The following is a 26414-nucleotide window of genomic DNA, read 5'->3' as shown; positions in this document are numbered from 1 at the left end:
ATGAGAGAAGTTATAGCAACAGGCAATGTTTTAATCGCTAAAGCGGCGATTGATTGTGGATGTAAATTTTTTGGGGGTTATCCTATTACTCCTAGTAGTGAGATAGCCCATGAATTAAGTCATATGCTTCCTGCAAATGATGGAACTTTTATTCAAATGGAAGATGAAATTTCAGGTGTTAGCGTGGCTATTGGTGCGGCAATGAGCGGGGTTAAGGCTATGACGGCAAGTTCGGGTCCGGGAATTTCTTTAAAAGCTGAGCAAATAGGACTTGCATTTATTGCTGAAATTCCACTTGTGATTGTAAATGTTATGCGTGGGGGTCCATCAACGGGACTTCCTACAAGGGTAGCACAAGGGGATTTGTTTCAAGCTAAGGCACCTACTCACGGCGATTTTGCAAGTGTGGCTATTGCACCCGCTTCTTTAGAAGAAGCTTACACGGAAACGATTAGAGCTTTTAATTTGGCTGAAAAATATATGACTCCGGTGTTTTTGCTTATGGACGAGACCGTTGGACACATGAATGGTAAAGCCATTTTGCCTGATTTAAAAGATATTAAGGTTTATAACCGTAAGAAATTTGAAGGCGATAAAAAGGATTATAAACCTTATGCAGCAGGAGCTAATGAGCCTGCAACGCTTAATCCTTTCTTTAGCGGATACCGCTATCATGTAACAGGTCTTCATCACGGCGATATAGGTTTTCCAACTGAAGATGGAGCCTTAGTAAAGAAAAATATGGAAAGGCTTATAGGCAAAATCAAAAATAATCAAGAAGATATTTGTGCCTATGAAGAATATAAGCTTGATGATGCTGAGTTTTTGATTATAGCTTATGGAAGTGTGAGTCGTTCAGCAAAAGAAGCCATCATTAGACTTAGAGAAGAAGGTATTAAGGTGGGGCTTTTCCGTCCTATTACTCTTTATCCGGTGGCGGAAGAAAAAATTGCTGAAGTTGTAGCTAAATTTAAAAAAGTAATGGTAAGTGAGCTTAATATGGGACAATATCTAGAAGAAATCGAAAGAGTGAGTTCTCGCCGTGATTTTATCTCTTTGCACCGTGCAAATGGTCGTCCTATCACTCCAAGTGAAATTATTGCTAAGGTAAAGGAGAATATATAAAATGGCATTTAATTATGATGAGTATTTAAGAACAGATAAGCTTCCAACTCAGTGGTGTTGGGGATGTGGTGATGGTGTTGTTTTAAAATGTATTATCCGTGCGATAGAAAAACTGGGTTGGAATATGGATGATGTGTGCTTGGTTTCGGGAATTGGTTGTAGTGGCAGGATGAGTTCTTATGTCAATTGCAACACCGTCCATACTACGCACGGCAGGGCAATAGCCTATGCTACGGGCATAAAACTGGCTAATCCTGATAAAAAAGTCATAGTGGTAAGTGGGGATGGCGATACTCTAGCAATCGGTGGAAATCATACCATACACGGCTGTCGTAGGAATATTGATTTAACGCACATTGTGATTAATAACTTCATCTATGGACTTACCAATTCTCAAACTTCTCCAACCACTCCAAAGGGTTTTTACACGGTAACAGCACAATTTGGAAATATAGACCCTAATTTTGATGCGTGTGAGCTTACTAAGGCTGCGGGAGCTTCTTTTGTAGCAAGGGGTAATGTTATAGAAGCGAATAAACTTGAAAATCTTATTTATAAAGCTTTAGCACATAAGGGTTATAGCTTTGTTGATGTTTTTTCTAATTGTCATATTAATTTAGGCAGAAAAAACAAAATGGGCGAAGCGGTGGCTATGCTAGATTGGATTAAGAGTCGTGTTGTGGAAAAGTCTAAATTTGAAAGTATGGATTTTGAAGAAAGAAAAGATAAATTTCCAACAGGAATTTTACATGAAGACAATACCCAGCCTGAGTATTGCGAGGCTTATGAAGAAGTGCGTAGGGCAGCTAAGGAAAAAAGAATGGTCAATTTAGGAGCTTTGAAATGAAATATCAATTAAGATTTGGTGGCGAAGGCGGACAAGGCGTTATCACCGCAGGGGAAATTTTAGCCGAAGCGGCGATTAAAGAAGGGCGTCAAGCTTTTAAAGCTTCTACTTATACTTCGCAAGTGCGTGGGGGTCCTACTAAGGTGGATATTATCATTGATGATAAGGAAATTCTTTTTCCTTATGCTGTCGAAGGCGAGGTTGATTTTATGCTTTCAACTGCAGATAAGGGATATAAAGGTTTTCGTGGAGGTGTCAAAGATGGGGGCATTATAGTTATAGAGCCTAATTTAGTCCATCCTGAAAATGAAGACCATAAAAAATGGCAAATCTTTGAAATCCCCATCATTACCATAGCTAAAGATGAGGTGGGAAATGTCGCTACCCAGTCAGTAGTGGCATTAGCTATTGCAGCTTTTATGAGTAAATGTATAGATTTAGATGTTTTAAAAGAAACTATGCTTCATATGGTTCCAGCCAAAACTCGTGATGCAAACGCTAAAGCTTTTGATTTGGGTGTAAAATACGCCATCCAAACAAAACCGCATTCGTAATAAATTCCGCAAAAATGCGGAATTTAATTTCAAAAATTTTACACATTACAAATAAAATTTAAATTTTAATTATTTTAATTTAGCTACTTTTAACGATTAAAATTTTATAATCAAAAACTTATATTTTCAAGGAAAATTCATGGATTTTTTTGATGAAATATTTAATAAAACTCCAAAAGAAAAATTTATAGAAATCATACAAAATGGAAATTTAGGAGCCTTAGAAAAAGTTTTTGAGGAATTTTTTGCCGATTATATTGCTATGATAGAACTTTTAGAAAAGCAGGGTCTAACAGAAAGTGATGTGAAAAATTTCATCTTAGAAAATAGCGATTTTATAGAAGAAAGGCAAAATGATATTTATATAGAATTGGGCGCAAAAATTTTAGGACATGAAGGCTAGAATTGTTTAAAATAAGCCCCTATTTGTTTTGCATTTTTTTTATTTTTAGTGAAATTTTCGCAGCCACTCCTAGTTTTGATTATACCTATGAATTTACACTCAAAAAAGATGAGAGAGCCAGTGTGCAAATTAAAGAACTAGGCTATGAGGATAAGGTGCAAAATTTTGATTTTTATTGGACCTTGTTTGATAATACCAATATCATCGTGCATTCGAAATTCCGTAAATATCCCCGTCAATTTGTGATGAGTTTAAGAAGGAATTTAGATTGGGTTACTCAAACCTTAATTCCTGATTATACAAATCCACACCTTGATAGGGCAAGGCTTATTTTGGAATTTTCTCAGTATGATAAGGGCTTGGCAACTTTTAAGGTTTATATAGAAGACAAGCAAAGGCGTTTGGAAGTGGAGTTTTTAGACCCAAGAAAACAAGCCTTGCAAAACCCGCCCCAAAATAATCAAGTCGTTCCTATGATAAATTTTAATGAACCTCAACTAAAGCCCTTGACAAGCAAAGAAAATAATAATGCCAACGAATAAGGAAAAGATAGTGCAGAAAATAGATGATTTAATAAAACAATTTTTAGCAGAGCTTGATTATGAGCCTATTTTAACTATGCTTTCAAAGCTAAAATCAGGCAAGAAATTACGCTCAAAATTATTATTGGCTATTGCGGAAGAAAATGAAACTTCTCTTAAACTTTGTGCAATCATAGAGCTTATCCATTTGGCTAGTTTATTACACGATGATATTATTGATGAGAGTAGATTAAGGCGTGGAGCAAAGTCGATTAATGCTGAGTTTGGCACAAAAAATGCCCTAATGTTAGGCGATATTTTATATTCTAAAGCCTTTTATGAATTAAGCCAAATTAATTCTCATTTTGCAGGTATAATTTCTGATGCTGTTGTAAAGCTTGCTATGGGTGAGCTTATGGATGTGAATTTAACGCAGTATTTTAACACAGACAAAGAAGCTTATTTAAAAATGATTTATCATAAAACAGCTGTTTTAATTGAAGCTAGTGCCAGATGTGGGGCTATTTTAGGCCATTTAAATGAAGAAGCTTTTGCCCAATACGGCAAAAACTTAGGACTTGCTTTTCAAATGATAGATGATGTTTTAGATATTAAAAATGATGAAAAAATTCTTGGAAAACCTGCTATGAGTGATTTTAAAGAGGGCAAAAGCACCCTGCCTTATATTTATCTTTATGAAAATTTAGAAGAACAAGACAGGGCATATTTGCAGACCTTATTTAAAAAAGATTTAAATGAAAATGAAAAAGAGTGGCTAAAAACTCAATTTAAAGAGCAAAAGGCTTTAGAAAAAGCCATTTTAGAAGCTAAAGCTTATGCAAAAAAGGCAAGCCAAGCGATTGAAAAATATGATAATAACAAGCTTAATGATATTATTAAAGCTATGATAGATAGGGAATTTTAATGTATTATTGTATCTCTTTTACTCATAAAAATACAGATCTTTCCTTGAGAGAAAAGTTAAGCTTTTCTAATGAAACTAAAAAAAATGAGTTTTTAAAAATCATAAGCACCCATGAAAATATCGAAGAATGCCTAGTGATAAGCACTTGTAACCGCGTTGAAATTGTTGCTTTTGTAAAAGCAGCTTGTGCTGAGTTTATCATAAAGGCTTTGGCTTTGCTTTGTGAAGTGGATAAAGAGCCTTTGCTTGAAAAAGCCGATATTTTTGAAGATAGCGGGGCTATTCACCATCTTTTTTCAGTGGCTAGCTCACTTGATAGCCTTGTGATAGGCGAAACTCAAATTGCAGGGCAATTAAAAGACGCTTTTGCTTTTGCTATAAAAAATAATTTTTGCGGAGTGCATCTTTCAAGGGCTATTCATAGTGCTTTTAAATGTGCAGCTAAGGTAAGAAATGAAACCCAAATTTCTAAAAATCCTATTTCCGTAGCGAGTGTGGCTGTGGCTAAGGCAAAAGAACTTGCGGATTTAAGCCAAAAAAAAGCTGTTGTGATTGGAGCGGGCGAAATGGGTGAACTTGCCGCAAAGCATTTAATCGCTGCGGGAGCTAAAGTCATTGTTTTAAACCGCAATTTACAAAAGGCTAAAGACTTGTGCGAGAGCTTGGGTGTTTTAAGCCAGTGTGATAGTTTGGAAAATTTACAATTTTATTTAAATGAATATGAGTTTTTTTTCTCAGCTACTAACGCACCCTGTGCTATCATCACGAATTCTTTAATGAATGAGCGTTCTTATAAACGCTATTTTTTCGACCTTGCAGTTCCTAGGGATATTGATATAAGCCAGAATGAAAATATAGCTGTTTTTGCCGTAGATGACCTTGAGCTTGTAGTGCAAAAAAATTTGGCTTTAAGAGAGCAAGAAGCGCGCACGGCTTATGGGATAATAGGACGGCAGACCAGTGAATTTTTTAGATATTTAAATGATTTGGCTTTAATGCCTATTATCAAAGCTATTCGCTTACAAGCTAAAGAGAACGCCGATAAACAGCTTGAAATCGCCCTTAAAAAAGGCTATTTAAAAAAATCCGATAAGGAAGAAGCAAGAAAGCTTATCCATCAAGTTTTTAAGGCTTTTTTGCATAGTCCTACTATGAATTTAAAGCACCTGCAAGGCAAAATGCAAAGCGATACTGTGATTAATGCTATGCGTTATGTTTTTAATTTGCAAAACAATCTTGAAGGTTTAAATCAATATAAATGTGAATTTGATATGGAGGATAATGATGAAATTTAGCAATTTTTACGCACCCACTCTAAAAGAAGCCCCTAAGGACGCAAGTTTGCCTAGTCATATTTTCTTAACCCGTGCGGGTTTTGTAGAGCAAATTGGTAGCGGACTTTATAATTTTTTACCCTTAGGAAAAAGGGTTTTTGACAAGATTAAAGCAGTGGTTAAAGAAGAAATGGATAGGGCTGGGGCTTTAGAAACAAGCCTTAGTTTTGTAAGCCCTGCTACGCTTTGGCAAGAAAGCGGGCGTTATAATGCTTTTGGCAAAGAGTTGTTGCGTTTTAAAGACAGAAAAGAAGGTGAATTTGTCCTAGGTCCAACACACGAAGAAGCTATGCTTTCTTTGGTAAAAAACAAAATCACAAGCTACAAGCAACTTCCTTTGCATTTGTATCAAATTGGACTTAAATTTAGAGATGAAACCAGACCTAGATTTGGGCTTTTAAGATGTAGAGAATTTATTATGAAAGATGGTTATAGTTTTCACGCTAATGAAGAGGATTTGGGGCGTGAATTTGAAAATATGTATGAAACTTATACAAGAATTTTTACGCGATTAGGGCTTGATTTTAGGGCTGTTGAAGCTGATAGCGGGGCTATTGGTGGAAGTGGGAGTAAGGAATTTATGGTTTTGGCAAAAAACGGCGAAGATGATATTTTGCTTTGCGAAAATTGTAATTATGCAGCGAATATTGAAGCGGCAAAAAGAGCTAAAAAAACCTGCCAAGATGAGCGTCCGCAGGCAAATTATGCGAGTAAATTTCACACGCCTGATACTAAAACCATACAAGCCTTAGCCGAATTTTTTAAAATCAACGCTTTTTATACCATTAAAGCCGTAGTAAAAAAAGCTATTTATGAAAATGAAAGCAAATTGGTTGTGTTTTTTATAAGGGGGAGTGATGATTTGCAAGAAATTAAGGCTCAAAATGCTTGCAAGGCTTTAGAATTAGTCGATGCCAGTGAAGAAGAACTTGAAAAAGTGGGTTTGGTAGCGGGTTTTATAGGTTTTGTGGGGCTTAAGGGAGTGGATTTTTATGTGGATAAAGAGCTTGAAGATGAAAAGCAAATGATAATGGGTGCAAACGAAAAAGATTATCATCTAATCGGCATTGATGTGGTGAATCTTAATAAAGAAAGATTTAAGGATTTAGTAGAAGTTAAAGAAAATGATAATTGTCCAAGTTGCGGAGGGACTTTAAAAATGAGCAAGGGCATAGAAGTAGGGCATATTTTTAAACTAGGGCAAAAATACTCAGCTGCTATGAATGCGAATTTCTTGGATGAAAATGGCAAGAGCAAGCCCTTTTATATGGGTTGTTATGGTATAGGCGTTTCACGCTTGGTGGCTGTGGCTGTGGAAGCGAGCTATGATGAAAAAGGATGTGTTTGGAATAAAACCTTAGCTCCTTTTGTGCTTGAAATTATTGTTTCAAATATCAAAGACGAAAAGGCTTTAGAATTTGCTAATAAGCTTTATGAGAATTTAACCCAGCTCGGATTGGAAGTATTGCTTGATGATAGAAATGAACGATTTGGAGTTAAAATGAATGATTTTGAACTCATGGGTTTTCCTTATGCTCTAGTGATTGGCAAGGGATTGGAAAATAATGAAATAGAGCTTATCCAAAGAAAAGGTTTGGTAAAAGAACTTATAAAAAGCGATTGCCTCATGGAAATTCTTAAAAAGAAAGTATTATGAAATTAAGTTTAAGTCCCTTATTTGTGCTTGAAATTATCGCAAGTGTGCTTTTTATAGTCTTTTTTGGTTTGGGTAATTTTTTGTTTTTCATACTTTTGAGTATGATTTTTGGTGCGGTTTTATTGGGTATTTTTTGGAAAAATATGCTTGAGTTTCAAGTGGGCGGTTTAAGAGATATGCTAAGACAATTTTCTTTTGTTATCGCAGGATTTTTGCTGATTTTTCCCGGAATTATTACCAGTGTTTTTGGAATTTTTGTATTTTTCTTTGGCATGGCTTTGAAATTTACAAGTAAATCAAATCATCAACACAGTAAGCAAGAAAATCAAAATTCAAGTGAAGAAATCATTGATGTTGAAATTATAGAGGATAGAAAATGAAGCTTATTATCGCAACAAGAAAAAGCCCTTTAGCCCTTTGGCAAAGTGAGCATATAGCTCAAATTTTAAGAAAAACGCACAAGATAGAAGTAAGCTTAGAAGGCTTTAAAACTAAGGGCGATGTTTTGCTTGATAGTCCTTTAGCCAAAATTGGCGGCAAGGGACTTTTTACAAAAGAGCTTGAAGAAAGTATGTTAAGAAAAGAGGCGCATTTAGCCGTGCATAGTCTAAAAGATGTGCCTAGTTTTTTCCCTCAAGGTTTGGTTTTGGCTGCGGTAAGCAAAAGAGAAAAGAGCAATGACGCTATGCTTTGTCAAAACTATAAAGATTTTCTTTCCCTGCCAAAGGGTGCAAAAATAGGCACTACAAGCCTTAGACGCAAGATGCAACTTCTGGCTTTAAGACCTGATTTAGAGCTTATTTCCTTGCGTGGTAATGTTAATTCTCGTATAGAGAAATTAAAAAAGGGTGATTTTGATGCAATCATTTTAGCGATGGCGGGGATTAAACGCTTAAATCTAGATAAAGAAGTTAATTTTGTTTATGAATTTAGCAAGGATGAGCTTATTCCTGCGGCTTCTCAAGGAGCTTTAGGTATAGAAAGTATAAATGATGAAAAAATTTTAGAACTTTTAAAATGCTTAAATGATGAAAAGGCTATGCTTGAAACAAGCATTGAAAGGGAATTTATCGCTACTTTAGAAGGGGGTTGTCAAGTTCCCATAGGCATAAATGCCGAGCTTTTAGGGAGTGAACTTTGTGTGCGTGCTGTGCTAGGACTACCCGATGGAAGTGAAATTTTAAAAGAAAAAAGAGTGATTAAAAAGGAAGATTTTAAGGGCTTTGGCGAAAGATTGGCAAGGGAATTTATAGCTAAAGGTGCTAAGGAACTTTTAAAAAAAGCTGAGAGTATGATATGAAAGAATTTATTCAAATTTTAAAAGAAAATGGACTTTTAAAAATAATAAAAGAGCCTGTGGATGTAGAACTTGAAATCGCTCATTTAGCCTATATAGAAGCTAAAAAAGGCGAGAAAGGCAAGGCTTTATTGTTTGAAAATCCCGTAGATAAAAAATTAAACAAACAATACAACTTTCCTGTTTTGATGAATACTTTTTGCAATGAAAAGGCTTTAAATTTAGCTTTTGGGCGTGATTATGAGGAGGTGGCTGAAGAAATTTCAAAATTAACTAAGCTTCATATTCCTACGAGTTTTAAAGCAAAAATGGACTTTTTTATGAATTTGCTAAGTCTTAAAAATGTTCCGCCTAAAAGACTGAAAAAAAATAAAGCCCTTTATGATTATGAAATTCTAAGCTCACTTGAAGAGCTTCCCATACTTAAAACTTGGGAGAATGACGCGGGTAAATTTATCACTATGGGGCAAGTTTTAACGCAAAATTTAGATAAAACGCAAAATAATTTGGGTATGTATCGTTTGCAAGTGAGTGGTAAAAACGAACTTTTAATGCACTGGCAAATTCACAAAGACGCAGCTAATTTTTATCACGAATACAAAAAGGCTGGTTTTAAAAAAATGCCCGTAAGTGTAGCTATTGGTGGGCATCCGCTTTATATTTGGTGTGCCCAAGCACCTTTGCCTAAGGGAATTTTTGAACTTTTGCTTTATGGCTTTATTAAAAAAACTCCTGCAAAGCTTACCCCTTGTGAAAATGGAATTTTTGTGCCTTATGATAGCGATATAGTGCTTGAAGGCTATGTGGATTTAGAAGAGTTTAAAATCGAAGGTCCTTTTGGGGACCATACGGGTTTTTATACCCCTGCTGAACTTTTTCCTGTGATGAAAGTGGAAAAAATTTATGCTAAAAAGGATGCGATTTATCAAGCTACGGTTGTGGGAAAACCGCCTTTGGAAGATAGGGTTATGGCTCTTGGCACTGAAAGAATTTTCCTGCCCTTACTGCAAACTTCAGTCCCTGATTTGATGGATTACAATATGCCCGAAAACGGGGTCTTTCATAATCTTATTTTAGCTAAGATTGACGCAAAATACCCTGCCCACGCCCAGCAAATTATGCATGCTTTTTGGGGTGTGGGGCAGATGAGCTTTGTAAAGCACGCTATTTTTGTGGATAAAAACGCACCGGCTTTAAAAGATTATAAGGCTTTAATTCCTTATATCTTAAACCGCTTTGATGTGAATAAAATTTTAATCTCACAAGGCATTTGCGACCAGCTTGACCATGCTTCGCCTAATGCTTGTTTTGGTGGTAAAGCGGGGTTGGATGCTTGTGAAGAAACACAAGCAGAAGAGCTTGAAATTTTAGAAGATGAAAAATTGCTAGAGCTTTTTAAAACTAGGCTTGAGCTTTTAACTTTGAAGCAATTTTATAAAGAGAGCAAAAGTCCCATAGTTTGTATTTTGCTAGATAAAAAAGAAAGAGTTTTAAAAAGCTTTGAAAGGCTTTTGGAATTTAAAAAGCATTTTAGGATTTTGGTATTTTTAGATGCTGAAAATAAGCTTGAAAACCCTTACATGCTTGTGTGGCGTTTAGTCAATAACATCGATGCCAAAAGGGATATTTTGATTAAGCACGAAAGAGTAGGTATAGACGCTAGTGCTAAGGGTGAGCTTGAGGGCTATACAAGGCAGTGGCCTAAGCAAACTGACTGTTCTAAAAGCGTGATAGAAGATTTAATCTTGCGTAAGCTTTTAGAAAATGACACTGAACTTTTTAAGCAATTTGAAATTTTTTAAATTTTTCACTTTGTCGCAGTTGAGAATTCTTTTTTGCTAAATTTTTTCAAAAACAAGATAGAATTTAAATTCTTGGCATAGTTTTTGCTTGTTGTTTTGTATAGAAAAATAAATTTTTCTTTATAGGGTATTCATAAATTTATCAATTTGCCGATATGGTCTGTAACTAGCAATAGGAAATTTTAAAAAGGATTTTAAAATGGAAATATCGAAGGCAAATGGACAAATGGATACGACTTTGACAAGTGTCAGTCAAAGGAAAAACGAAACGCAGGCTAGTTCAAATATTCAAACCGAGAAAAATCAAAGCCAAGGAGGCGATGATGGACAAAAAGAACAAGGTTTGAGTGAAAAGTTAGCTGATATTGCAAAAAAACTAAATGAGCAAATGGACTCTTTAGATACCAATGTTCGCTTTGGTTATAGCGATAAAATCGGCTCTATGTATATTAGCGTAACAGAAAAAAGCACAGGAAGGGAAATCCGCCAAATTCCTAGCGAAGAGGCTATGCGTTTAGCTGAGTATTTTAAAGATGTGATAGGAATGATATTCGATAAGGAGAGTTAAGATGGCATTAGGACAATTAGCAAGTTTGGGTTTTGCGTCAAATGTTTTAACACAAGAGACCTTAGATAAAATGCAAAAGGCAGAAGAGAAGGCTAAAGTTGAGCCTTATACAAAAAAAGTTGAAGAAAACACAACCAAGCAAAAGGATTTGACTGAAATCAAAACCAAATTGCTTACCTTTCAAACCGCTGTTTCATCCTTGGCAGATGCCACAGCCTTTGCTAAAAGAAAAGTTGTAGGTAGTATTACCGAAAACCCACCTGCGAGTTTGACTGCGAACAGCGGGGTGGCTTTGCAAAGTATGAAGGTCAATGTAACTCAAATCGCTCAAAAAGATGTGTATCAAAGCAAGGGACTTACAAACGACTCTGGTTATATCAATGCAAATTTAACAAAGGCTACGGATTTGACCTTTTTTTCCAATGGCAAAGAATATACCGTAAGTGTAGATAAAAACACGACTTATAAGGATTTAGCTGATAAGATTAATGTGGCTAGTGGGGGTGAAATAGTTGCAAAGATAGTCAATACAGGCGAAAAAAATACTCCTTATCGTCTGACTCTTACTAGCAAGGAAACAGGCGAAGACCACGCTATAAGTTTTTACGCGGGTAAGAAGGATGGTAATGGCAAATATATTGAGAGCAATGAATCTAAAGAAATTTTTAAAAATCTTGGCTGGGAGTTAGATACTACTGGAGGCACAATTGACCCAGCTCAGGATAAAAAAGGCTATGGGATTAAAGATAATGCCACAGACCCTTTGCATATACAAAAAGCACAAAATGCCGAATTTACTCTTGATGGTATTAAAATGATTCGTTCAAGCAATACCATCACAGACCTTGGCGTAGGACTTACTTTAACCTTAAATAAAACAGGCGAGATTAATTTCGATGTCCAGCAAGACAATGAAGCTGTAACCAAAACTATGCAAGAGCTAGTGGATGCTTATAATAATTTAGTAACCAATCTTAACGCCGCAACGGATTATAACTCAGAAACTGGCACCAAAGGAACTTTGCAGGGTGTAACAGAAGTAAATTCCATACGCTCTAGTATAACTTCTATTTTGTTTGACTCTCAAAGTATAGATGGAACGGTTGAAGATAAAAACGGGAATAAAGTAAATACTAAGGTTATGCTTTCTATGCAGGATTTTGGTTTGAGTTTGACAGACTCAGGGAGTTTAAGTTTTGATTCTTCGAAATTTGAAAAAAAGGTAAAAGAAAACCCTGACCTTACAGAGAGCTTCTTCTCAAATATTACCAAATATGAAGACATTAATCATACTGGGGATTTGATTAAAGAAGGAAGCTTGAAGCAATATGTAGGCACCGGACCGAATGATGGTTTAGAATTTAAGCAGGGCGAATTTACTATAGTTTATAATAATCAAAGTTATGATATATCAAAAGCACGCGATGGAAGCACCTTTAAGCTTACAGGTGCAACAGAGCAAGAAATGCTTCAAAATTTAGCCACTCATATCAATAGTCTGGGTATAGAAGGTTTAAGCGTTAAGGTTGAAGCCTATGATAAGAACAATCAAAAAGGCTGGGAGCTTAAAATTAAAGGCGATGGTGGGTCTGATTTTTCTATCAAAGGAAATAAAGATTTTCTTAAAAAATTTGGTCTTAGCGAAACCAATATCACAGCTAAACCTATAGAAGGTAAGGGCGTTTTTTCACAACTTAAATCGACCTTGCAAGGGATGACAGGAACAAAGGGTTCGCTCACTAAATACGATGAAAGTTTAACTAATGACACAAAGGCTTTAAATAAAGCAAAAGAGAGTGCCCAAAAAGCAATAGACACTAGATATGATACTATGGCAAATCAGTGGTTGCAATATGAGAGTATTTTAAATAAACTCAATACCCAATTACAAACCGTAACCAGTATGATTAACGCAGCCAATAAGTCAAGTTAAGGATAAAAAATGCAAAATAGTTTAGCTTATAATGCTTATTCTCAAAGTCAAGTGGGGATAGAATCTCCACAAAAACTTATCGAAATGCTTTATGAAGGGATTTTAAGATTTTGTTCAAGGGCTAAAGTGGCGATAAGAAATGAAGATATAGAACAAAGAGTATATTTTGTCAAAAGAACCACAGCTATTTTCATAGAGCTAATCAATACCCTAGACTATGAAAAAGGCGGAGAAGTCGCTCACTACTTAAGTGGTCTTTACACAAGAGAAATTCAGCTTCTTTCTTTAGCCAATTTAGAAAATAATGAAGAAAGAATAGACGAGGTTATCAAGGTAACCAAGGGCTTATTAGAAGCCTGGCGGGAAGTGCATGAAGCAGTGGCTCAGTGATTTTAAACTCGCACTCATTAAAGAAGATCTTTCTAAGCTTGAAAGTTTGCTAGATGAACTTGATATAAAAGCTTTTGTGCAGGATTTAGCTCAAAATTCAGCCAAGAGCTTTTCAGGGGACAATGTGAAAGAAAATGTAAATGAGATATTTTATCAAATCAAAGCTCTTTTAAGCGAAGCCATCACGCTTATAGAGCAAAAGAAAAAAACAAAGGCTGTTGAAATTCAAAAATTTCAAAAGGCTTTAACCTATCTAAAAGCATAGCGATAAGCCGAGTTCTGTCGAGAATGCTCATTTATCTAGTTTTGTTTTTGCAAACAAAATCAAGCGAAGGGTCAAAACAAAGACACTAACCATCCCTTCTTGCTGCACATTGGGTTTACATAGCCGAAATTGTTACCAAAATCGCTGGTGGGCTTTTACCCCGCCGTTTCACCTTTTCCACTTTTGTGGTAGTTTGCTTTCTGTTGCACTATCCCTTAGGTCGCCCTAGCCATCTGTTAGATGGAATGTTTGTCTTTAGCAGCTCGGACTTTCCTCTTCAAAAAGAAGCGAGCATTTGCTATGCTTAGGCGTGATTTTAGCGTAATTTTACTTATTTTTTTATCAAAAAAATTGAAGCTAAAAGAATTTCCAAGTGGATTTTTACTTAACCCCTATCTTGTCGCTTTATAACCCACTTTTCTTGCCCTTTTTTGCCATCTCATTTTCCTACTTATTTTTCCCCACTCATCTTGCCGCCCTAAAAACTCTAACTCCTAATTCATTTTTCTCTCCATCTTAGCTTTTTTCTTTTTTCTCATATCCCTTCTTTTTTACCCTTCCCCCTTCCCAAAAAAAGCTTAAAATAAGCTTTTTCATAAAATTTTAAAAGATTTTTTGCTACACTTGAAGTTTTAAATTTTATCAAGGAAAAATGATGGCAACTTATGCAATGGGTGATTTAAAAAAAGGGCTTAAGATAGAAATTGATGGAGTTCCTTTTAAGATAGTAGAGTATCAACATGTAAAACCGGGCAAGGGTCCAGCCTTTGTGCGTATTAAGATTAAATCTTTTATCGATGGTAAGGTTCTTGAAAAAACTTTCCACGCAGGGGATAAATGCGAGGCGCCTAATTTAGAGCAAAAGACTATGCAATACCTTTATGATGACGGTGAAAATTGTCAATTTATGGATACGCAAAGTTATGAGCAAGTCGCTATTAGCGATGAAGATGTGGGCGAGGCAAAAAAATGGCTTTTAGATGGTATGATGGTGGAGGTGCTTTTTCACAATGGCAAGGCTATTGGCGTGGAAGTTCCACAAGTCGTTGAGCTTAAAATTATTCAGACGCCTCCTAATTTCAAAGGAGACACTCAAGGCTCAAATAAAAAACCTGCCACACTTGAAACGGGAGCTGTGGTGCAAATTCCTTTCCATGTGCTTGAAGGTGAGCTTATTCGCGTAGATACGGTGCGTGGCGAATACATAGAAAAAGCAAACAAATAAGGCTTTGGAGTATTCCAAGCCGAAATTTTTGAATTTGTTACCTAACTTCCCATTTAACTTCTAAAAATATTTTTTTAAACTTTTTTTCAATTTAGAATTTTTATAATATTTTTTTAAATTTATCTTAGGAGTTGGACTATGGAGTGGTGGTTACTTGCTTCTATACCCTTGATTGTTTTGGGCTTTGTGCTTAGGATTAATCCTTTTTTGGTGGTTACTGCGGTGGGGATTTATGCAGGACTTGTGTCAGGCTTTGATTTTATAAGAATCGTTAGTGATATAGGCAAATCCTTTGTGGATAATCGTTATGTGGCTGTGGTTTGGCTGATTTTGCCCCTACTTGCCATTTTAGAACGCAAGGGCTTAAGAGAACAGGCTAAAAATCTCATTTCTAAGGTAAAAGCCGCTAGCACAGGAAGGATTTTAATGTGCTATTTTGTTTTCAGGCAAATTACGGCGGCTTTAGGACTTCTATCCTTAGGCGGACACGCTCAAATGATAAGACCCCTAATCGCTCCTATGGCAGAAGCTGCTGCAAGGCTTAAATTTAAAAAGCTCTCTCACAAGGATAGCCAAAAGATTAAGGCTTATTCTTCAGGCACGGATAATGTGGCGGTATTTTTTGGAGAGGATATTTTTATAGCCGTGCATTCTATTTTGCTGATTAAGGCTTTTTATGAGAGCAATGGTATCATAGTTGAGCCTTTACAGCTTTCAGTTTGGGCTATACCCACAGGGATTTTAGCCTTGCTTATACACTGCACTAGGCTTTATATGCTAGATAAAAAGCTTGAAAGAACTTATAAAGGAGCTTTTGATGATAAGTCTTGATTTGCTTTATTATTTAGTAGGAATGCTCTTTTTGGTTTTTGGAATTCTTAGTTTTGTCAATAAGGCTAAAACTATGAAAGCAAGGCTAAGTGGTGGGGTGTTTTGGATAGCTTATAGCGTAACTTTTTTATTTGCTGGAATTTTGCCTCATTTTGTGATGGGTTGTATAGTGATTTTACTGGCTTTAATAGCCGGATTTAATCTTCTAAAACCTGCTAATATCACACCAAGTGAAGAAGAAAAAGAATACGAAATCACACATGCAAAGTTTTATAAAAGCAAACTTTTCATCCCTGCCTTGCTTGTTCCTTTAATCACTCTTGTAGGCACCTTTTTATTCCCCCATCTTAGTCTTTTTGAGAACAAAAACTCCACTCTCATAGCTCTTATTGTAGGCATTATCGTAGCTTTTACTCTGGCTTGTTTTATGTTTAAAGCCTCGCCTAAAAGAGCCATTAAAGACGCAGCACATACAATGGATCACATTAGCTGGGCGGCTTTATTGCCCCAAATTCTAGCCACGCTTGGCTTGGTTTTTGTATCCACAGGTATGGGTGAGCAAGTTTCTAAGCTTTTATCGACTTATATTACCTTAGATAATGCCTTTATCGCCGTGGCGGTTTATGGGGTGGGAATGGCTTTATTTACTATGATTATGGGTAATGCCTTTGCTGCCTTTCCTGTTATCACAGCGGCTATTGCCTTGCCTGTTTTGATTATGCAAATGGGTGCTAATCCTGCTATTGTGGGTGCTATTGGTATGCTTTGTGGTTTTTGTGGGACCTTGATGACGCCTATGGCTGCGAATTTTAATATAGTCCCAGCTGCACTTTTGAATTTAGACGATAAAAATGGAGTGATTAAGGCTCAGTTTGCCTCAGGGCTTGTTTTGCTTGCAGGAAATATATTTTTGATGTATTTTTTAGCTTTTAAATTTTAAGGAGAAAAAATGGAAAATTTTATCAAACAATTTAGCTTCATCGCTTTGGAAAATATTTTTAAAGAATTACCCAATAAAATCTCACACGCCTTTAATGACCTTAATGATATTAAGGCTCCAAAGCTGATGTATCCTATATTTTATGGTTCTTATGATTGGCATTCTAGTGTGCATTCACATTGGCTTTTGGTGAAAATTCTTAAAGATTTTTCTCATTTTGCTCCCAAGCAAGATATTTTTAAAGCCTTAGATAGTCAGTTTGATAAAGAAAAGGCCAAGGGTGAGCTTGATTATCTTTTAAACCCTGCACATAAGGGATTTGAAAGACCTTATGGCTGGGGGTGGTTTTTAAAACTGCATTTAGAATTAAAATTGCTAGCTAAAGAAAATGAAAGAGCTGGAATTTGGGCTGAGAATTTACAGGGTATAGCTGATTTTTTTGTTAGGGAATTTAAGGAGTTTTTGCCTAAGATGGATTATCCTATTCGCGTAGGCACACATTTTAACTCTTCTTTTGCCCTTTATTTTGCCTTAGAATATGCAAGATTTAATGAGGATGAGTTCTTAGAGCATTGTATAGTCCAAAGTGCTAAAAAATGGTTTTTAAATGATAAAAATATGCAAGTTTTAGAGCCTTGCGGAGATGAGTTTTTATCCCCTGTTTTGATGGAAGCGGTGCTTTTAAGTGCTATTTTACCCAGAAATGATTTTGTGGAATTTTTTAAAGCTTATTTGCCGCATTTAGAGCAAAAAGAGCCTAAGAGCTTATTTAGCCCTGTGAGTGTTAGCGATAGAAGCGATGGTAAAATAGCCCACTTAGATGGGCTTAATCTCAGCCGTGCTTGGTGTTTTAGGATACTGGCTAATTTTTGCGAAGAGCCTTTAAAAACGCTTTTAAAAGCCAACGCCACTAAGCATTTTGATGAAGCCATATCCCATATAGAAGATGATTATTTGGGCTCACATTGGCTAGGAAGCTTTGCTTTACTTGCTATGGATGTAGAATAAAGACTAATAATGGTTTTTTTGATTATTGCTAGCCTTGTAGTGGCTATTGTTTTAGGTTATGTTACTAGGCATAATGTTGGAATTTTCGCTATGATTTTTGCCTATATTATAGGAGCTTTTTTTATGGATTTAGCCCCTAAAAAAATCATAGCTTTTTGGCCTATTTCTATATTTTTTGTTATTTTTGCGGTTTCGTTATTTTATAATTTTGCAACGGCAAATGGGACGCTGGAAAAATTATCCGGACATTTGATGTATCGTTTTGCCAATTATCCTTATTTGTTGCCTTTTGTTATTTTTGCAGTGAGTGCTATCATCGCTGCTTTAGGGGCAGGATTTTACTCGGTCTTAGCCTTTATGGCACCTCTTACTTTTTTGCTTTGCGATAAAATGGCTTTAAGTAAGGTGGCTGGAGCTATGGCGATAAATTATGGTGCTTTAGGAGGAGCTAATTTTATGACTTCGCAAAGTGGGATTATTTTTCGTGGATTAATGGAAAATTCAGGGATTGATTCTAGCACCGCTTTTGTAAATTCAGGAATTATTTTTGCTTTTACTATATTTTTGCCCATTGTTGTGTTGTCTTTTTTTGTATTTGGGGCTTTTAAAAATAGGGCAAAAATCAGCTTTATTGTCAAACCAGAACCTTTTGATAAGAAGCAAAAAACCACTTTGATTCTTATGTTTTTGATGATAGTTATTGTTTTGATATTTCCTATATTAAGCATTATTTTCCCGCATAATGATACCCTTGCTTATTTTAATAAAAAAATAGATATAGCTATGATTGCTATGATTTTTGTTGCCCTTGCTTTGTTTTTAAAATTAGCCGATGAGAAAAAGGTTATTGCTTTGATTCCTTGGGGAACTTTGATAATGATTTGTGGGGTGGGAATGCTTATTAGCATAGCAGTGGAAGCTGGGACTATTAACTTGCTTTCAAATCTTGTTAAAAATGAAGTGAATGTTCTTTTTATCCCTTTGGTAATGTGTGTTATTGCCGCTTTTATGTCCCTTTTTTCAAGCACTTTGGGCGTGGTTACTCCCGCACTTTTTCCCATAGTTCCAAGCATAGCTTCAAGTAGTGGTTTAAGTGAGATTTTGCTTTTTTCTTGTATTGTTATAGGCGCGCAAGCTTCTGCGATTTCGCCTTTTTCTTCAGGGGGAAGTTTGATTTTAGGTTCTTGTCCTGATAAATACAAGGAAAAATTTTTTAAAGATTTGCTTGTAAAAGCCGTGCCTTTAGGATTTATGGCGGCTATTTTAGCCACTATAATAATGAGCTTTATTTTATAAGGATAAGAAAATGAAAATCGACACTCACGCACATATATTTTTAAAAAGCTTAAATACTATTTTGGATGCGAGATATAAGCCTGATTATGATGCTGATTTTAAAACTTATAAGATGAATTTACGCCAACACGGCTTTGATAAGGGGGTTTTAATCCAGCCTAGTTTTTTAGGCAATGATAATGAATTTTTGCTTCAAAGCATTCAAGAAGATGAAGATGTAAAGGCTGTGGTTGTAGTGGATGAAAATACCAGCTTTGAAGAGCTTAAAAAACTTAAAGAAAGAAAGGCTTGTGGGGTAAGGTTAAATTTAATTGGAAAAGATTTGATGGATTTTAAAAGTCCCATTTGGATAGAATTTTTTGAAAATTTAAGCAAACTTAAAATGCAAGTTGAAATTCAAAGGGATTTAGATGATAAACTTGTGGATATTGTCCAAAATTTACTTCCTTTTGGTTGTGATATAGTCATAGACCATCTTGCAAGGGCGAGTTCAAATTTAAGCCATTTAGAAGAATTAACCCGGCTAAAGGGTTCTAAAATATTTTTTAAAATCAGTGGTTTTTATAGGGCGAAAATAACTTATACGAGCAATATAGAAGCTATTTTGTTTGCGAAGAAAAGTTATGAAATTTTAAAGGAGCATTTTGGGCTTTGGCATTTTGTTTTTGGGAGTGATTGGCCTCATACGAATTTTGAAAAGAGGGTTGATTTTTCATCAGCCTTTGAAGCCTTTGATAAGATTGTAGTTTCCAAAAAAGAACAGGAGCAAATTTTAGGGGATAATGCTTGTGCTTTATTTGGATTCTAAATTTTTTGTCTTAAAAATATATTTTGCAAGGCGTTCAAAATAAATTCTTAAATAGGGTTTATAAATAACAAAACCTCCCAAAAGCCCTAAAATACTTCCTATTACAACATCAATCAATCGTGCCTCTAATAAATTTTTGGCATTTTCGCTCATAAAATTTGCTGCTTCGCTAAGATAGGTCGCATAGGGTGTGAAGAAAATCATTGCTAAGGCGTAGTTTCTGCTCACTAAAAATTGTCCTATGAAAAACAAAGACATCATCAGCAAAACAAACTCCATTTGGCTAAAATGCTTAGATAAAAGCCACCAAGCAAAACATATGCCTATAAAGGTTCCTATTATGCGTTGAATTTGTTTTATCCATATGGAATTTAAGGTTACTCCTTGCATAATGGCTGTGCAAGAAATGGCTATCCAATAACTTCTTTCAAGCTCTAAAAAAGTTCCCAAAAAAATAGAAAAAGCGACAAAAAAACCCATAACTAAAGAATCCGCAAAGACAGCATTAAAGCCTATATATTCTCGGGGTGGAATTTCGCTAGGCAGAGCATTTTTAAAACCATAAATCACAACAATAGAATACAAAAACGCCATTAAATTTGCCACCATAGTCCCAAGAAAGACAAGCCCCACTAAAAAAATAAAGTCTTTAGCTTCAAATGGAGAGAAAGCACCCAAAACACAAGCAAACACGAAGAAAAAATATCCCGGTGCACCAAGATTATAATATCTTATCAAAATAGAACTCGCCATTGCAAGAATTCCTATGGGGATAAAAACAAAAAAAGAAGGTAAAAAATGGGTTAAAATTCCCAGAAAAAAGCTACATACTATCCCAAAAGAACAGCACATTACCACAGCCATTCTGTGATATAAAGGGGTGTTTGGAACATATAAAAAAGCCATAACGCCTATCATAGCAATAAGACCATAGTTTAATTTCACAAAAAACACACTCACGCCCAAAACTATCCCCACGCCTAAAGCCGCAAAAAAAGGCATTTGCCAAACTTGTTCGCTTGAAGTAAAGCCAGCGATTTCTTTAAAATGTTGCTTGAGTATTTTCTTCACTCTCTAATTTGTCCTTCCCCGTAGATGATGTATTTATAAGTGCAAATGTCTTCAACACCCATAGGTCCTCTAGCGTGAAGTTTGCTTGTTGCGATTCCAACTTCTCCGCCAAAGCCAAACTCAGCCCCATCGCTAAAACGCGTTGAGGTATTAACATAAACGCAAGATGAGTTTATAAGGCGTTGGAATTTGCCTATATTAAGGGCATTGTTTGAGATTATAGCTTCGGAGTGTAAGGAACTATGCTTATTTATATGCTCTATGGCTTCGTCGCAGTCTTTAACTAATTTTACATTGATAGCAAAATCAAGCCATTCCGTATCGAAGGTGTTTTCATTTGCTTTAAAAAGTTCCAAATTTGTGTTTTGAAAATAAGATAAGGCATTTTTATGAGCGTGAATTTTTACTTTAAATTTTTCCAATTCAGGGCTTAGAAGTTCTATAAAATCTTTGGCGATTTTTTCGTGGATTAAAAGCGTTTCTAAGGCGTTGCAAACGCTTACTCTTTGGCACTTTGCATTAAGGATTATTTTTAAAGCCATATTTAAATTAGCACTTTCATCGACAAAGGCGTGGCATAAGCCTTTATCTTGTTTTATGAGCGGAATTTTAGTATTTTTAGCAATTTCTTGTATCATTTTCGAACTTCCACGGGGGATAATCACATCAATAATATCATCAAAGGCTAGAATTTCCATAATTTGCTCTCTTTCATAAAGCATAGCAAAACAATCTTCTAAATCAAATTCCTTAAGCACTTTGCTAACAAGATTAAATATGGCTTTATTTGTAAATTTTGCTTCACTTCCACCTTTAAAAACACAAGCATTAGAGCTTTTTATCATTAAGGCTACGATTTCAGCACTAAGGCTAGGCCTTGCTTCATAAATGACACAAATCAGTCCTAAAGGAATGCTTATCTTTTGTATATTTAAACCCGCATTATTTTTCCAACCTTTAGAAATTTTGCCTATGGGATCTTCGATATAAGCGATTTTTTCTAGACCTTCACAAAGAGCTAAAATGCGTTCTTCGTTTAGGAAAAGTCTATCCTTTATTGCTCCGCTTTTTGTGAAATTTGCCATATCTTTTTCATTTGCTTCTAGGATAATTTTGAAATTTTCTCTTAAAATTTGAACTAATTTTAAAATAATTTTTTCTTTATCTTTGGGTGTTAAATTAAGTAGTTTTTGAGAATTTTTCTTAATATTTTCAAGCAAATTTCGCATTTTTAATTCCTTATTTACAAAAAACTTGATAAATTATACAAAAAAATTTATAAATTGAAAGGTAAATACAAATGAAAAAAGTAGATTTGATTATAGTGGGTGCAGGTCCTACTGGCATAGGCTGTGCGGTTGAAGCTAGGCTTAAGAATAAAGAAGTTTTGATACTAGAAAAATCAAACAATATTTGTCAAACTTTAGTGCAGTTTTATAAGGCAGGTAAAAGAGTGGATAAGGCTTATAAGGGTTGTGAAGGGACAAATTATGGCAATGTTGCTTTTGAAGATGGCACCAAAGAAAGCACCCTAGAGACCTTTGAAAATGCTTTAAAAGAGCATAATATAGAAGTTGAATTTGGCTCTGAGGTTGAGAGTGTCAAAAATGAAAATGGAGTTTTTTTGCTTAGCACGGGCAAGGGCGTTTATGAGTGTAAAAACATCATCATAGCCATAGGTAGAATGGGTAAGCCTAATAAGCCTGAGTATAAGCTTCCTATGACCCTAAGCAAAATCATCAATTTTAACGCCAATTCCGTTTTAGGCGATGAAAAAATCCTTGTCGTAGGTGGTGGAAATTCCGCTGCTGAGTATGCTGTGGATTTAGCTAGTTCAAATAAGGTCAGTCTTTGCTACCGCAAAAAAGAATTCACAAGGCTTAATGATATAAATCTTAAAGACTTAAGCGAGGCTGGAAATTCGGGCAAAATAGAATTAAAACTAGGCATAGACATCAGTGAAATAGAAGATGATAATGGCAAGGCTAAGGTGCATTTTAACGATGGTTCAAGCCAAAATTATGATAGAATAATCTACGCCATCGGGGGTTCTACTCCGCTTGATTTTTTGCAAAAATGCGGGATAAATGTTGATGATAAGGGTGTGCCTTTGATGGATGAGAATAAACAAAGCAATGTTAAAGGTATCTTTGTAGCAGGCGATATTGCCACTAAAAATGGTGCGAGTATAGTTACAGGGCTAAATGACGCTGTAAAAATTCTCTCCGTGCTTTAAAATTTAGCCTTCGGGCTAAATTTGGTTTTTGATTTTAAATTATGATTATGCAAAATATGAGAACTTTTCGTTTAAACTATTATATTCTAGGACTTCAAACACTCTATTAGCTTACCTTAAAATATTTTTTATTGCAAAATTAAATATTTTAAAGGATTTTTATGTCAAATATTTTTAGCACCCTAAGCCCTTTTAGGCTTTTTATGAAATGTGCCGTGCCAAATGTTGTAAGTATGGCTTTTATTTCTGTTTATTATGTTGTTGATGGAATTTTTGTTGGAAAATATTTAGGAAGTGATGCTTTAGCGGCTTTGGCTTTGATTATTCCTTTTGTGATAATGTCTTTTGCCTTAGCTGATATGATAGCCATAGGTTCAGCCGTGCAAATTGCGATGAATTTAGGACGAGGGAAGAAAAAATTAGCTCAAAAGATTTTTAGCTCTAGTATGCTTATTATTTTTATTATTTCTTGCTGTGTGGGACTTTTGGAGTATTTTTTAAGCCCTGTTTTGATTGAATTTTTGGATGTAAGCAGTCAAATTAAAACTATGGCTAAAGAATGTATGCTAGTCTTTGCTCTTTTTGCTCCTTTTACTATGCTTTCTTTTGCCCTTGATAATTATCTAAGAATTTGTGGTAAAAGCACTTATAGTATGATGATGAATGTCATTATAGCCCTTAGTAATATCTTGCTTGATTATCTTTTTATCGTGGTTTTGGGTTGGGGTTTGTTTTCGGCTGTGCTTGCGACTTGTTTGGGTCTTGTTTTGGGCGGGATTTTTGGAATTTTGCCCTTTTTATTGCAAAATCTTGAGCTTAAATTTACAGGAGTTTTTATGAGTTTAAAACTCTTTAAAAGCATAGTTTATAATGGTAGTAGTGAGTTTTTTGGCAATATTTCAGGCTCTTTGTATAATGTTTTTGCGAATTTGATTTTGCTTAAAATCGCTAACACTCAAGCTGTGGCAGCCTTTTCTATCGTTTTATATGTGGATAGTTTTATTATGATGCTTATCATTGCTATGGGCGATGCTATGCAGCCTGCTCTTAGTTATAATTATGCTAAAAAGGATTTTACTAGGATAAGGGCTATTATGAAAGTAATCTTTTTAGCCGGTGGGCTTTTGTCCATTTTTTCTATGCTGATGATTTTTGCCTTTGGAGAAATTGGGGTGAAACTTTTCGCAAAGGATAATGATGAAGCTTTTATTCATTTTGCGTTCATAGCTTTGGCTTTTTTTGCTTTAAATTATCTTTTTGCTTGGTTTAATACACTTTGTGGTTCTTTTTTTACCGCCTTTAACAAGCCTAGTTTTTCTCTTATTTTAAGTTTAAGCCAAAATCTTTTTATCCCCTTGTGTTTTCTTTTTATTTTGCCTTATTTTATGGGTTTAAATGGGGTTTGGCTCAGTCCTTTTTTTGCTGAATTTTGTGTTTTGATTCTAGCCTTTGTTTTTCTTAAAAAGCTTTTTAAAGGCTTGCGATGATGATATATTGAGTTATAAACTTTATTTTCAAGTTTTTTTGCTAGAATTTAGCTATTACACTATAAGGAAATTTTGTGCAACAAGAGTATTTTGATTTGGATTTAGAACGCGCTATTTTAAGTTCTTGTATTATGAGCGAAGAAGCATATGCAAGTATAGCAGGGGATATTGATTCAAAGGATTTTAGTTTTAAAGCCCATCAGGATATTTTTAAAGCCATCATAGCTTGTGCTAATTCCAATGAGCCTATTTCTGTGAGTTTTTTAAGAAAACACAAAAAAATAGACGAGCAAATTTTAGCAGAAATTCTTGCAACTCCTTCTATGATAGATTTACCAGCCCATGTCAATGAGCTTCGCGAAAAGTCCATCAAAAGACAACTTTTAAGCTTTGCCCATCTTTTGCCAACTCGCATTAATGAAAATCGTGCTGTAAGTGAGATTGCTGATGAAATGGGAAGGGAAATTTTTAATATCACTAACCGCGTAAATTCTAAGGATATAAAAGAAATTACTTTGGTCATATCAGAACTTTTTGATGAATTTGAAAAGCAAAAAATAGCAGAAGATAGAAGCATTATAGGACTTGATACGGGTTTTGAGGGTTTAAATAAAATGACAAAGGGCTTTAAAGGGGGCGAACTTATCATCATCGCTGCAAGACCGGGTATGGGAAAAACGACACTTTGTTTGAATTTTATTGACAAGGTTTTAAGGCAAAATAAAGGCGTGGCTTTATTTTCACTTGAAATGCCCGCTACGCATATTATGCAAAGAATGCTTTCTTGCAAAACTTCCATTCCTTTGCAAAAAATCTTAACTGCGGATTTAAACGATGATGAGTGGGAGCGTATAGGCGATGCTTGTAATGATTATAATCAAAAGAAATTTTATATCTATGATAGTGGCTATGCGACTATTACGGATGTAAGGGCGATTTTAAGGCGTTTAAAGTCTCAAGATGAGAGCATAGGGCTTTGTGTGATTGATTATATAGGGCTTATGATGAGTAATTCAAATTTTAATGACAGGCACTTGCAAGTGAGTGAAATTTCAAGGGGGCTGAAGCTTTTAGCAAGAGAGCTTGATATGCCTATCATCGCACTTTCACAGCTTAATCGTAGCTTAGAACAAAGGGCTAACAAACGCCCTTTAATGAGTGATTTACGCGAGAGTGGAGCCATAGAGCAGGATGCGGATGCGATTTTGTTTGTGTATAGAGATGAGGTTTATAGAGAGCAGGAAGAAAAGGAAAGAGAAAATAAAGCTAAAGCCGAAAATAAGCCTTATCAAAGGGTTTTTATACCCAATCTTATGCAAGAAAATGCTGAAATTATCGTTGGAAAAAACAGAAATGGACCTGTTGGAACCATCGATGTTGTCTTTTTGAAAGAAAAATCTTGTTTTGTGGATAAACCTATGGGCTACGAAGCTACTGAATTTCGAGGCTAGAAAGGCTGCCCGACCCGTGTCTTGCTAACACTTTGTGCGAACAAGTCCGCCTAAAGTCGCATTGCTAAAGGCTACTTCACTCAAATCCTTATGGATTTACCACCATTTCTTGCTTTTTAAATTTTGCCTACCATCTGTCATTGCAACTTTTATTGCGTCATTGCGAAACTCGTAAGAGTTGAAGCAATCCCCTTAATCTTCTAGATTACCACGCCGACAAGTCGGCTCGTAATGACTATACACTAAAGCCCCTGCCTACAATCGTCATTGCGAACTTTCACTTGTGAAAGTGAAGCAATCCCCTTCTCAAAATTTTTTCAAAAAATTTTCATTATTTCATTTTTACGACACAAGCTGTCGCAAGGGTAGTTTATACTTCCTTTGTTATTTTAAAATTCAAGGAGAGAAAAATGACATTTTTACCACAAACACAGCAAGAA

General features: G+C 35.4%; 26 protein-coding genes and 1 other RNA gene. 24 read left to right on the top strand and 3 right to left on the bottom strand.

Annotated features, from left to right (window positions below; genetic code table 11):
- From ACLL8X_RS02665 to ACLL8X_RS02595, 15 genes are all read left to right on the top strand, one after another.
- Positions 1–1125 (top strand): 2-oxoglutarate synthase subunit alpha, encoded by a 1125-nt coding sequence (locus ACLL8X_RS02665; protein ID WP_411989411.1) that lies wholly within the window; start codon positions 1–3, stop codon positions 1123–1125.
- 1 nt (position 1126) lies between these two features.
- Positions 1127–1972 carry a 2-oxoglutarate ferredoxin oxidoreductase subunit beta gene (locus ACLL8X_RS02660; protein ID WP_411989410.1) on the top strand — a complete coding sequence of 282 codons (846 nt, stop codon included), beginning with the start codon at positions 1127–1129 and terminating at the stop codon, positions 1970–1972.
- The gene (locus tag ACLL8X_RS02655) at positions 1969–2526 is read left to right on the top strand and encodes a 2-oxoglutarate:acceptor oxidoreductase subunit OorC (protein WP_411989409.1); all 558 of its coding nucleotides are present in this window, start codon (positions 1969–1971) and stop codon (positions 2524–2526) included. The genes ACLL8X_RS02660 and ACLL8X_RS02655 overlap by 4 nt, the downstream gene beginning before the upstream one ends.
- A gap of 139 nt (positions 2527–2665) precedes the next feature.
- On the top strand, positions 2666–2929 hold the full coding sequence (locus ACLL8X_RS02650) for a DUF2018 family protein (RefSeq protein WP_411989408.1): 264 nt from the start codon (positions 2666–2668) through the stop codon (positions 2927–2929).
- A 2-nt stretch (positions 2930–2931) separates the two neighbouring features.
- Positions 2932–3471, top strand: coding sequence for an exporting protein (locus ACLL8X_RS02645; protein ID WP_411989407.1), 540 nt, complete (start codon positions 2932–2934; stop codon positions 3469–3471).
- A 10-nt stretch (positions 3472–3481) separates the two neighbouring features.
- Positions 3482–4375, top strand: coding sequence for a hexaprenyl-diphosphate synthase (locus tag ACLL8X_RS02640; RefSeq protein WP_411989406.1), 894 nt, complete (start codon positions 3482–3484; stop codon positions 4373–4375).
- On the top strand, positions 4375–5670 hold the full coding sequence (hemA, locus tag ACLL8X_RS02635; RefSeq protein WP_411989405.1) for a glutamyl-tRNA reductase: 1296 nt from the start codon (positions 4375–4377) through the stop codon (positions 5668–5670). Before ACLL8X_RS02640 ends, hemA begins: the two co-directional genes overlap by 1 nt.
- A complete protein-coding gene (locus ACLL8X_RS02630; protein WP_411989404.1) occupies positions 5657–7366 on the top strand; it encodes a proline--tRNA ligase in 1710 nt (569 codons plus the stop codon). The genes hemA and ACLL8X_RS02630 overlap by 14 nt, the downstream gene beginning before the upstream one ends.
- Positions 7363–7746 carry an FxsA family membrane protein gene (gene fxsA, locus ACLL8X_RS02625; RefSeq protein WP_411989403.1) on the top strand — a complete coding sequence of 128 codons (384 nt, stop codon included), beginning with the start codon at positions 7363–7365 and terminating at the stop codon, positions 7744–7746. The genes ACLL8X_RS02630 and fxsA overlap by 4 nt, the downstream gene beginning before the upstream one ends.
- Positions 7743–8666 carry a hydroxymethylbilane synthase gene (hemC, locus tag ACLL8X_RS02620; RefSeq protein ID WP_411989402.1) on the top strand — a complete coding sequence of 308 codons (924 nt, stop codon included), beginning with the start codon at positions 7743–7745 and terminating at the stop codon, positions 8664–8666. Before fxsA ends, hemC begins: the two co-directional genes overlap by 4 nt.
- Positions 8663–10465 (top strand): menaquinone biosynthesis decarboxylase, encoded by a 1803-nt coding sequence (locus tag ACLL8X_RS02615; protein WP_411989401.1) that lies wholly within the window; start codon positions 8663–8665, stop codon positions 10463–10465. The genes hemC and ACLL8X_RS02615 overlap by 4 nt, the downstream gene beginning before the upstream one ends.
- Before the next feature lie 199 nt (positions 10466–10664).
- Entirely contained in the window at positions 10665–11033 is a 369-nt protein-coding gene (flaG, locus tag ACLL8X_RS02610; RefSeq protein WP_411989400.1) for a flagella length regulator FlaG, read from the top strand.
- Between the two features lies 1 nt (position 11034).
- Positions 11035–12966 carry a flagellar filament capping protein FliD gene (gene fliD / locus ACLL8X_RS02605; protein WP_411989399.1) on the top strand — a complete coding sequence of 644 codons (1932 nt, stop codon included), beginning with the start codon at positions 11035–11037 and terminating at the stop codon, positions 12964–12966.
- 9 nt (positions 12967–12975) lie between these two features.
- Positions 12976–13356: a flagellar export chaperone FliS gene (gene fliS / locus ACLL8X_RS02600; protein WP_411989398.1), complete on the top strand. Its 381-nt coding sequence runs from the start codon at positions 12976–12978 to the stop codon at positions 13354–13356.
- Positions 13337–13621 (top strand): hypothetical protein, encoded by a 285-nt coding sequence (locus ACLL8X_RS02595; RefSeq protein WP_411989397.1) that lies wholly within the window; start codon positions 13337–13339, stop codon positions 13619–13621. The genes fliS and ACLL8X_RS02595 overlap by 20 nt, the downstream gene beginning before the upstream one ends.
- On the opposite strand, the gene rnpB is transcribed toward ACLL8X_RS02595, so the two are convergent.
- Positions 13609–13928: RNase P RNA component class A (gene rnpB, locus ACLL8X_RS02590), an RNA gene on the bottom strand. The two genes, ACLL8X_RS02595 and rnpB, sit on opposite strands and share 13 nt — an antisense overlap.
- Positions 13929–14276: 348 nt before the next feature.
- Between rnpB and efp the strand changes: the two genes are divergently transcribed.
- The 6 genes from efp (at position 14277) to ACLL8X_RS02560 (ending at position 19729) form a co-directional block, all read left to right on the top strand.
- Positions 14277–14846, top strand: coding sequence for an elongation factor P (gene efp, locus ACLL8X_RS02585; protein ID WP_411989396.1), 570 nt, complete (start codon positions 14277–14279; stop codon positions 14844–14846).
- A 138-nt stretch (positions 14847–14984) separates the two neighbouring features.
- A complete protein-coding gene (locus ACLL8X_RS02580) occupies positions 14985–15677 on the top strand; it encodes a DUF969 domain-containing protein (RefSeq protein ID WP_411989395.1) in 693 nt (230 codons plus the stop codon).
- The gene (locus ACLL8X_RS02575) at positions 15664–16617 is read left to right on the top strand and encodes a DUF979 domain-containing protein (protein ID WP_411989394.1); all 954 of its coding nucleotides are present in this window, start codon (positions 15664–15666) and stop codon (positions 16615–16617) included. The genes ACLL8X_RS02580 and ACLL8X_RS02575 overlap by 14 nt, the downstream gene beginning before the upstream one ends.
- A 9-nt stretch (positions 16618–16626) precedes the next feature.
- Positions 16627–17625, top strand: coding sequence for a DUF2891 domain-containing protein (locus ACLL8X_RS02570; protein WP_411989393.1), 999 nt, complete (start codon positions 16627–16629; stop codon positions 17623–17625).
- 9 nt (positions 17626–17634) lie between these two features.
- Entirely contained in the window at positions 17635–18921 is a 1287-nt protein-coding gene (locus tag ACLL8X_RS02565) for an SLC13 family permease (RefSeq protein ID WP_411989392.1), read from the top strand.
- A gap of 10 nt (positions 18922–18931) precedes the next feature.
- Positions 18932–19729: an amidohydrolase family protein gene (locus ACLL8X_RS02560; protein ID WP_411989391.1), complete on the top strand. Its 798-nt coding sequence runs from the start codon at positions 18932–18934 to the stop codon at positions 19727–19729.
- On the opposite strand, the gene ACLL8X_RS02555 is transcribed toward ACLL8X_RS02560, so the two are convergent.
- Positions 19715–20731 (bottom strand): FUSC family protein, encoded by a 1017-nt coding sequence (locus ACLL8X_RS02555; RefSeq protein ID WP_411989506.1) that lies wholly within the window; start codon positions 20729–20731, stop codon positions 19715–19717. The two genes, ACLL8X_RS02560 and ACLL8X_RS02555, sit on opposite strands and share 15 nt — an antisense overlap.
- 65 nt (positions 20732–20796) lie before the next feature.
- Positions 20797–22029, bottom strand: a complete 1233-nt coding sequence (locus ACLL8X_RS02550) for a glutamate-5-semialdehyde dehydrogenase (protein ID WP_411989390.1) — start codon at positions 22027–22029, stop codon at positions 20797–20799.
- A 71-nt stretch (positions 22030–22100) separates the two neighbouring features.
- Here ACLL8X_RS02550 and ACLL8X_RS02545 point away from each other — a divergent pair, with 71 nt between their 5' ends.
- The 3 genes from ACLL8X_RS02545 to ACLL8X_RS02535 all read left to right on the top strand — a co-directional run bounded on the left by ACLL8X_RS02545 (position 22101) and on the right by ACLL8X_RS02535 (position 25974).
- Entirely contained in the window at positions 22101–23036 is a 936-nt protein-coding gene (locus tag ACLL8X_RS02545) for an NAD(P)-binding domain-containing protein (RefSeq protein WP_411989389.1), read from the top strand.
- Positions 23037–23197: 161 nt separating this feature from the next.
- Positions 23198–24523 (top strand): MATE family efflux transporter, encoded by a 1326-nt coding sequence (locus ACLL8X_RS02540; RefSeq protein WP_411989388.1) that lies wholly within the window; start codon positions 23198–23200, stop codon positions 24521–24523.
- Positions 24524–24597: 74 nt separating this feature from the next.
- Entirely contained in the window at positions 24598–25974 is a 1377-nt protein-coding gene (locus tag ACLL8X_RS02535; protein WP_411989387.1) for a replicative DNA helicase, read from the top strand.
- Positions 25975–26414: the final 440 nt, after the last annotated feature.

The sequence above is a fragment of the Campylobacter parajejuni genome (assembly GCF_046764905.1).
Classification (GTDB): domain Bacteria; phylum Campylobacterota; class Campylobacteria; order Campylobacterales; family Campylobacteraceae; genus Campylobacter_D.
The sequence above is the reverse complement of the archived record's forward strand: the minus strand, read 5'-3'. Positions and strand labels throughout refer to the sequence as shown.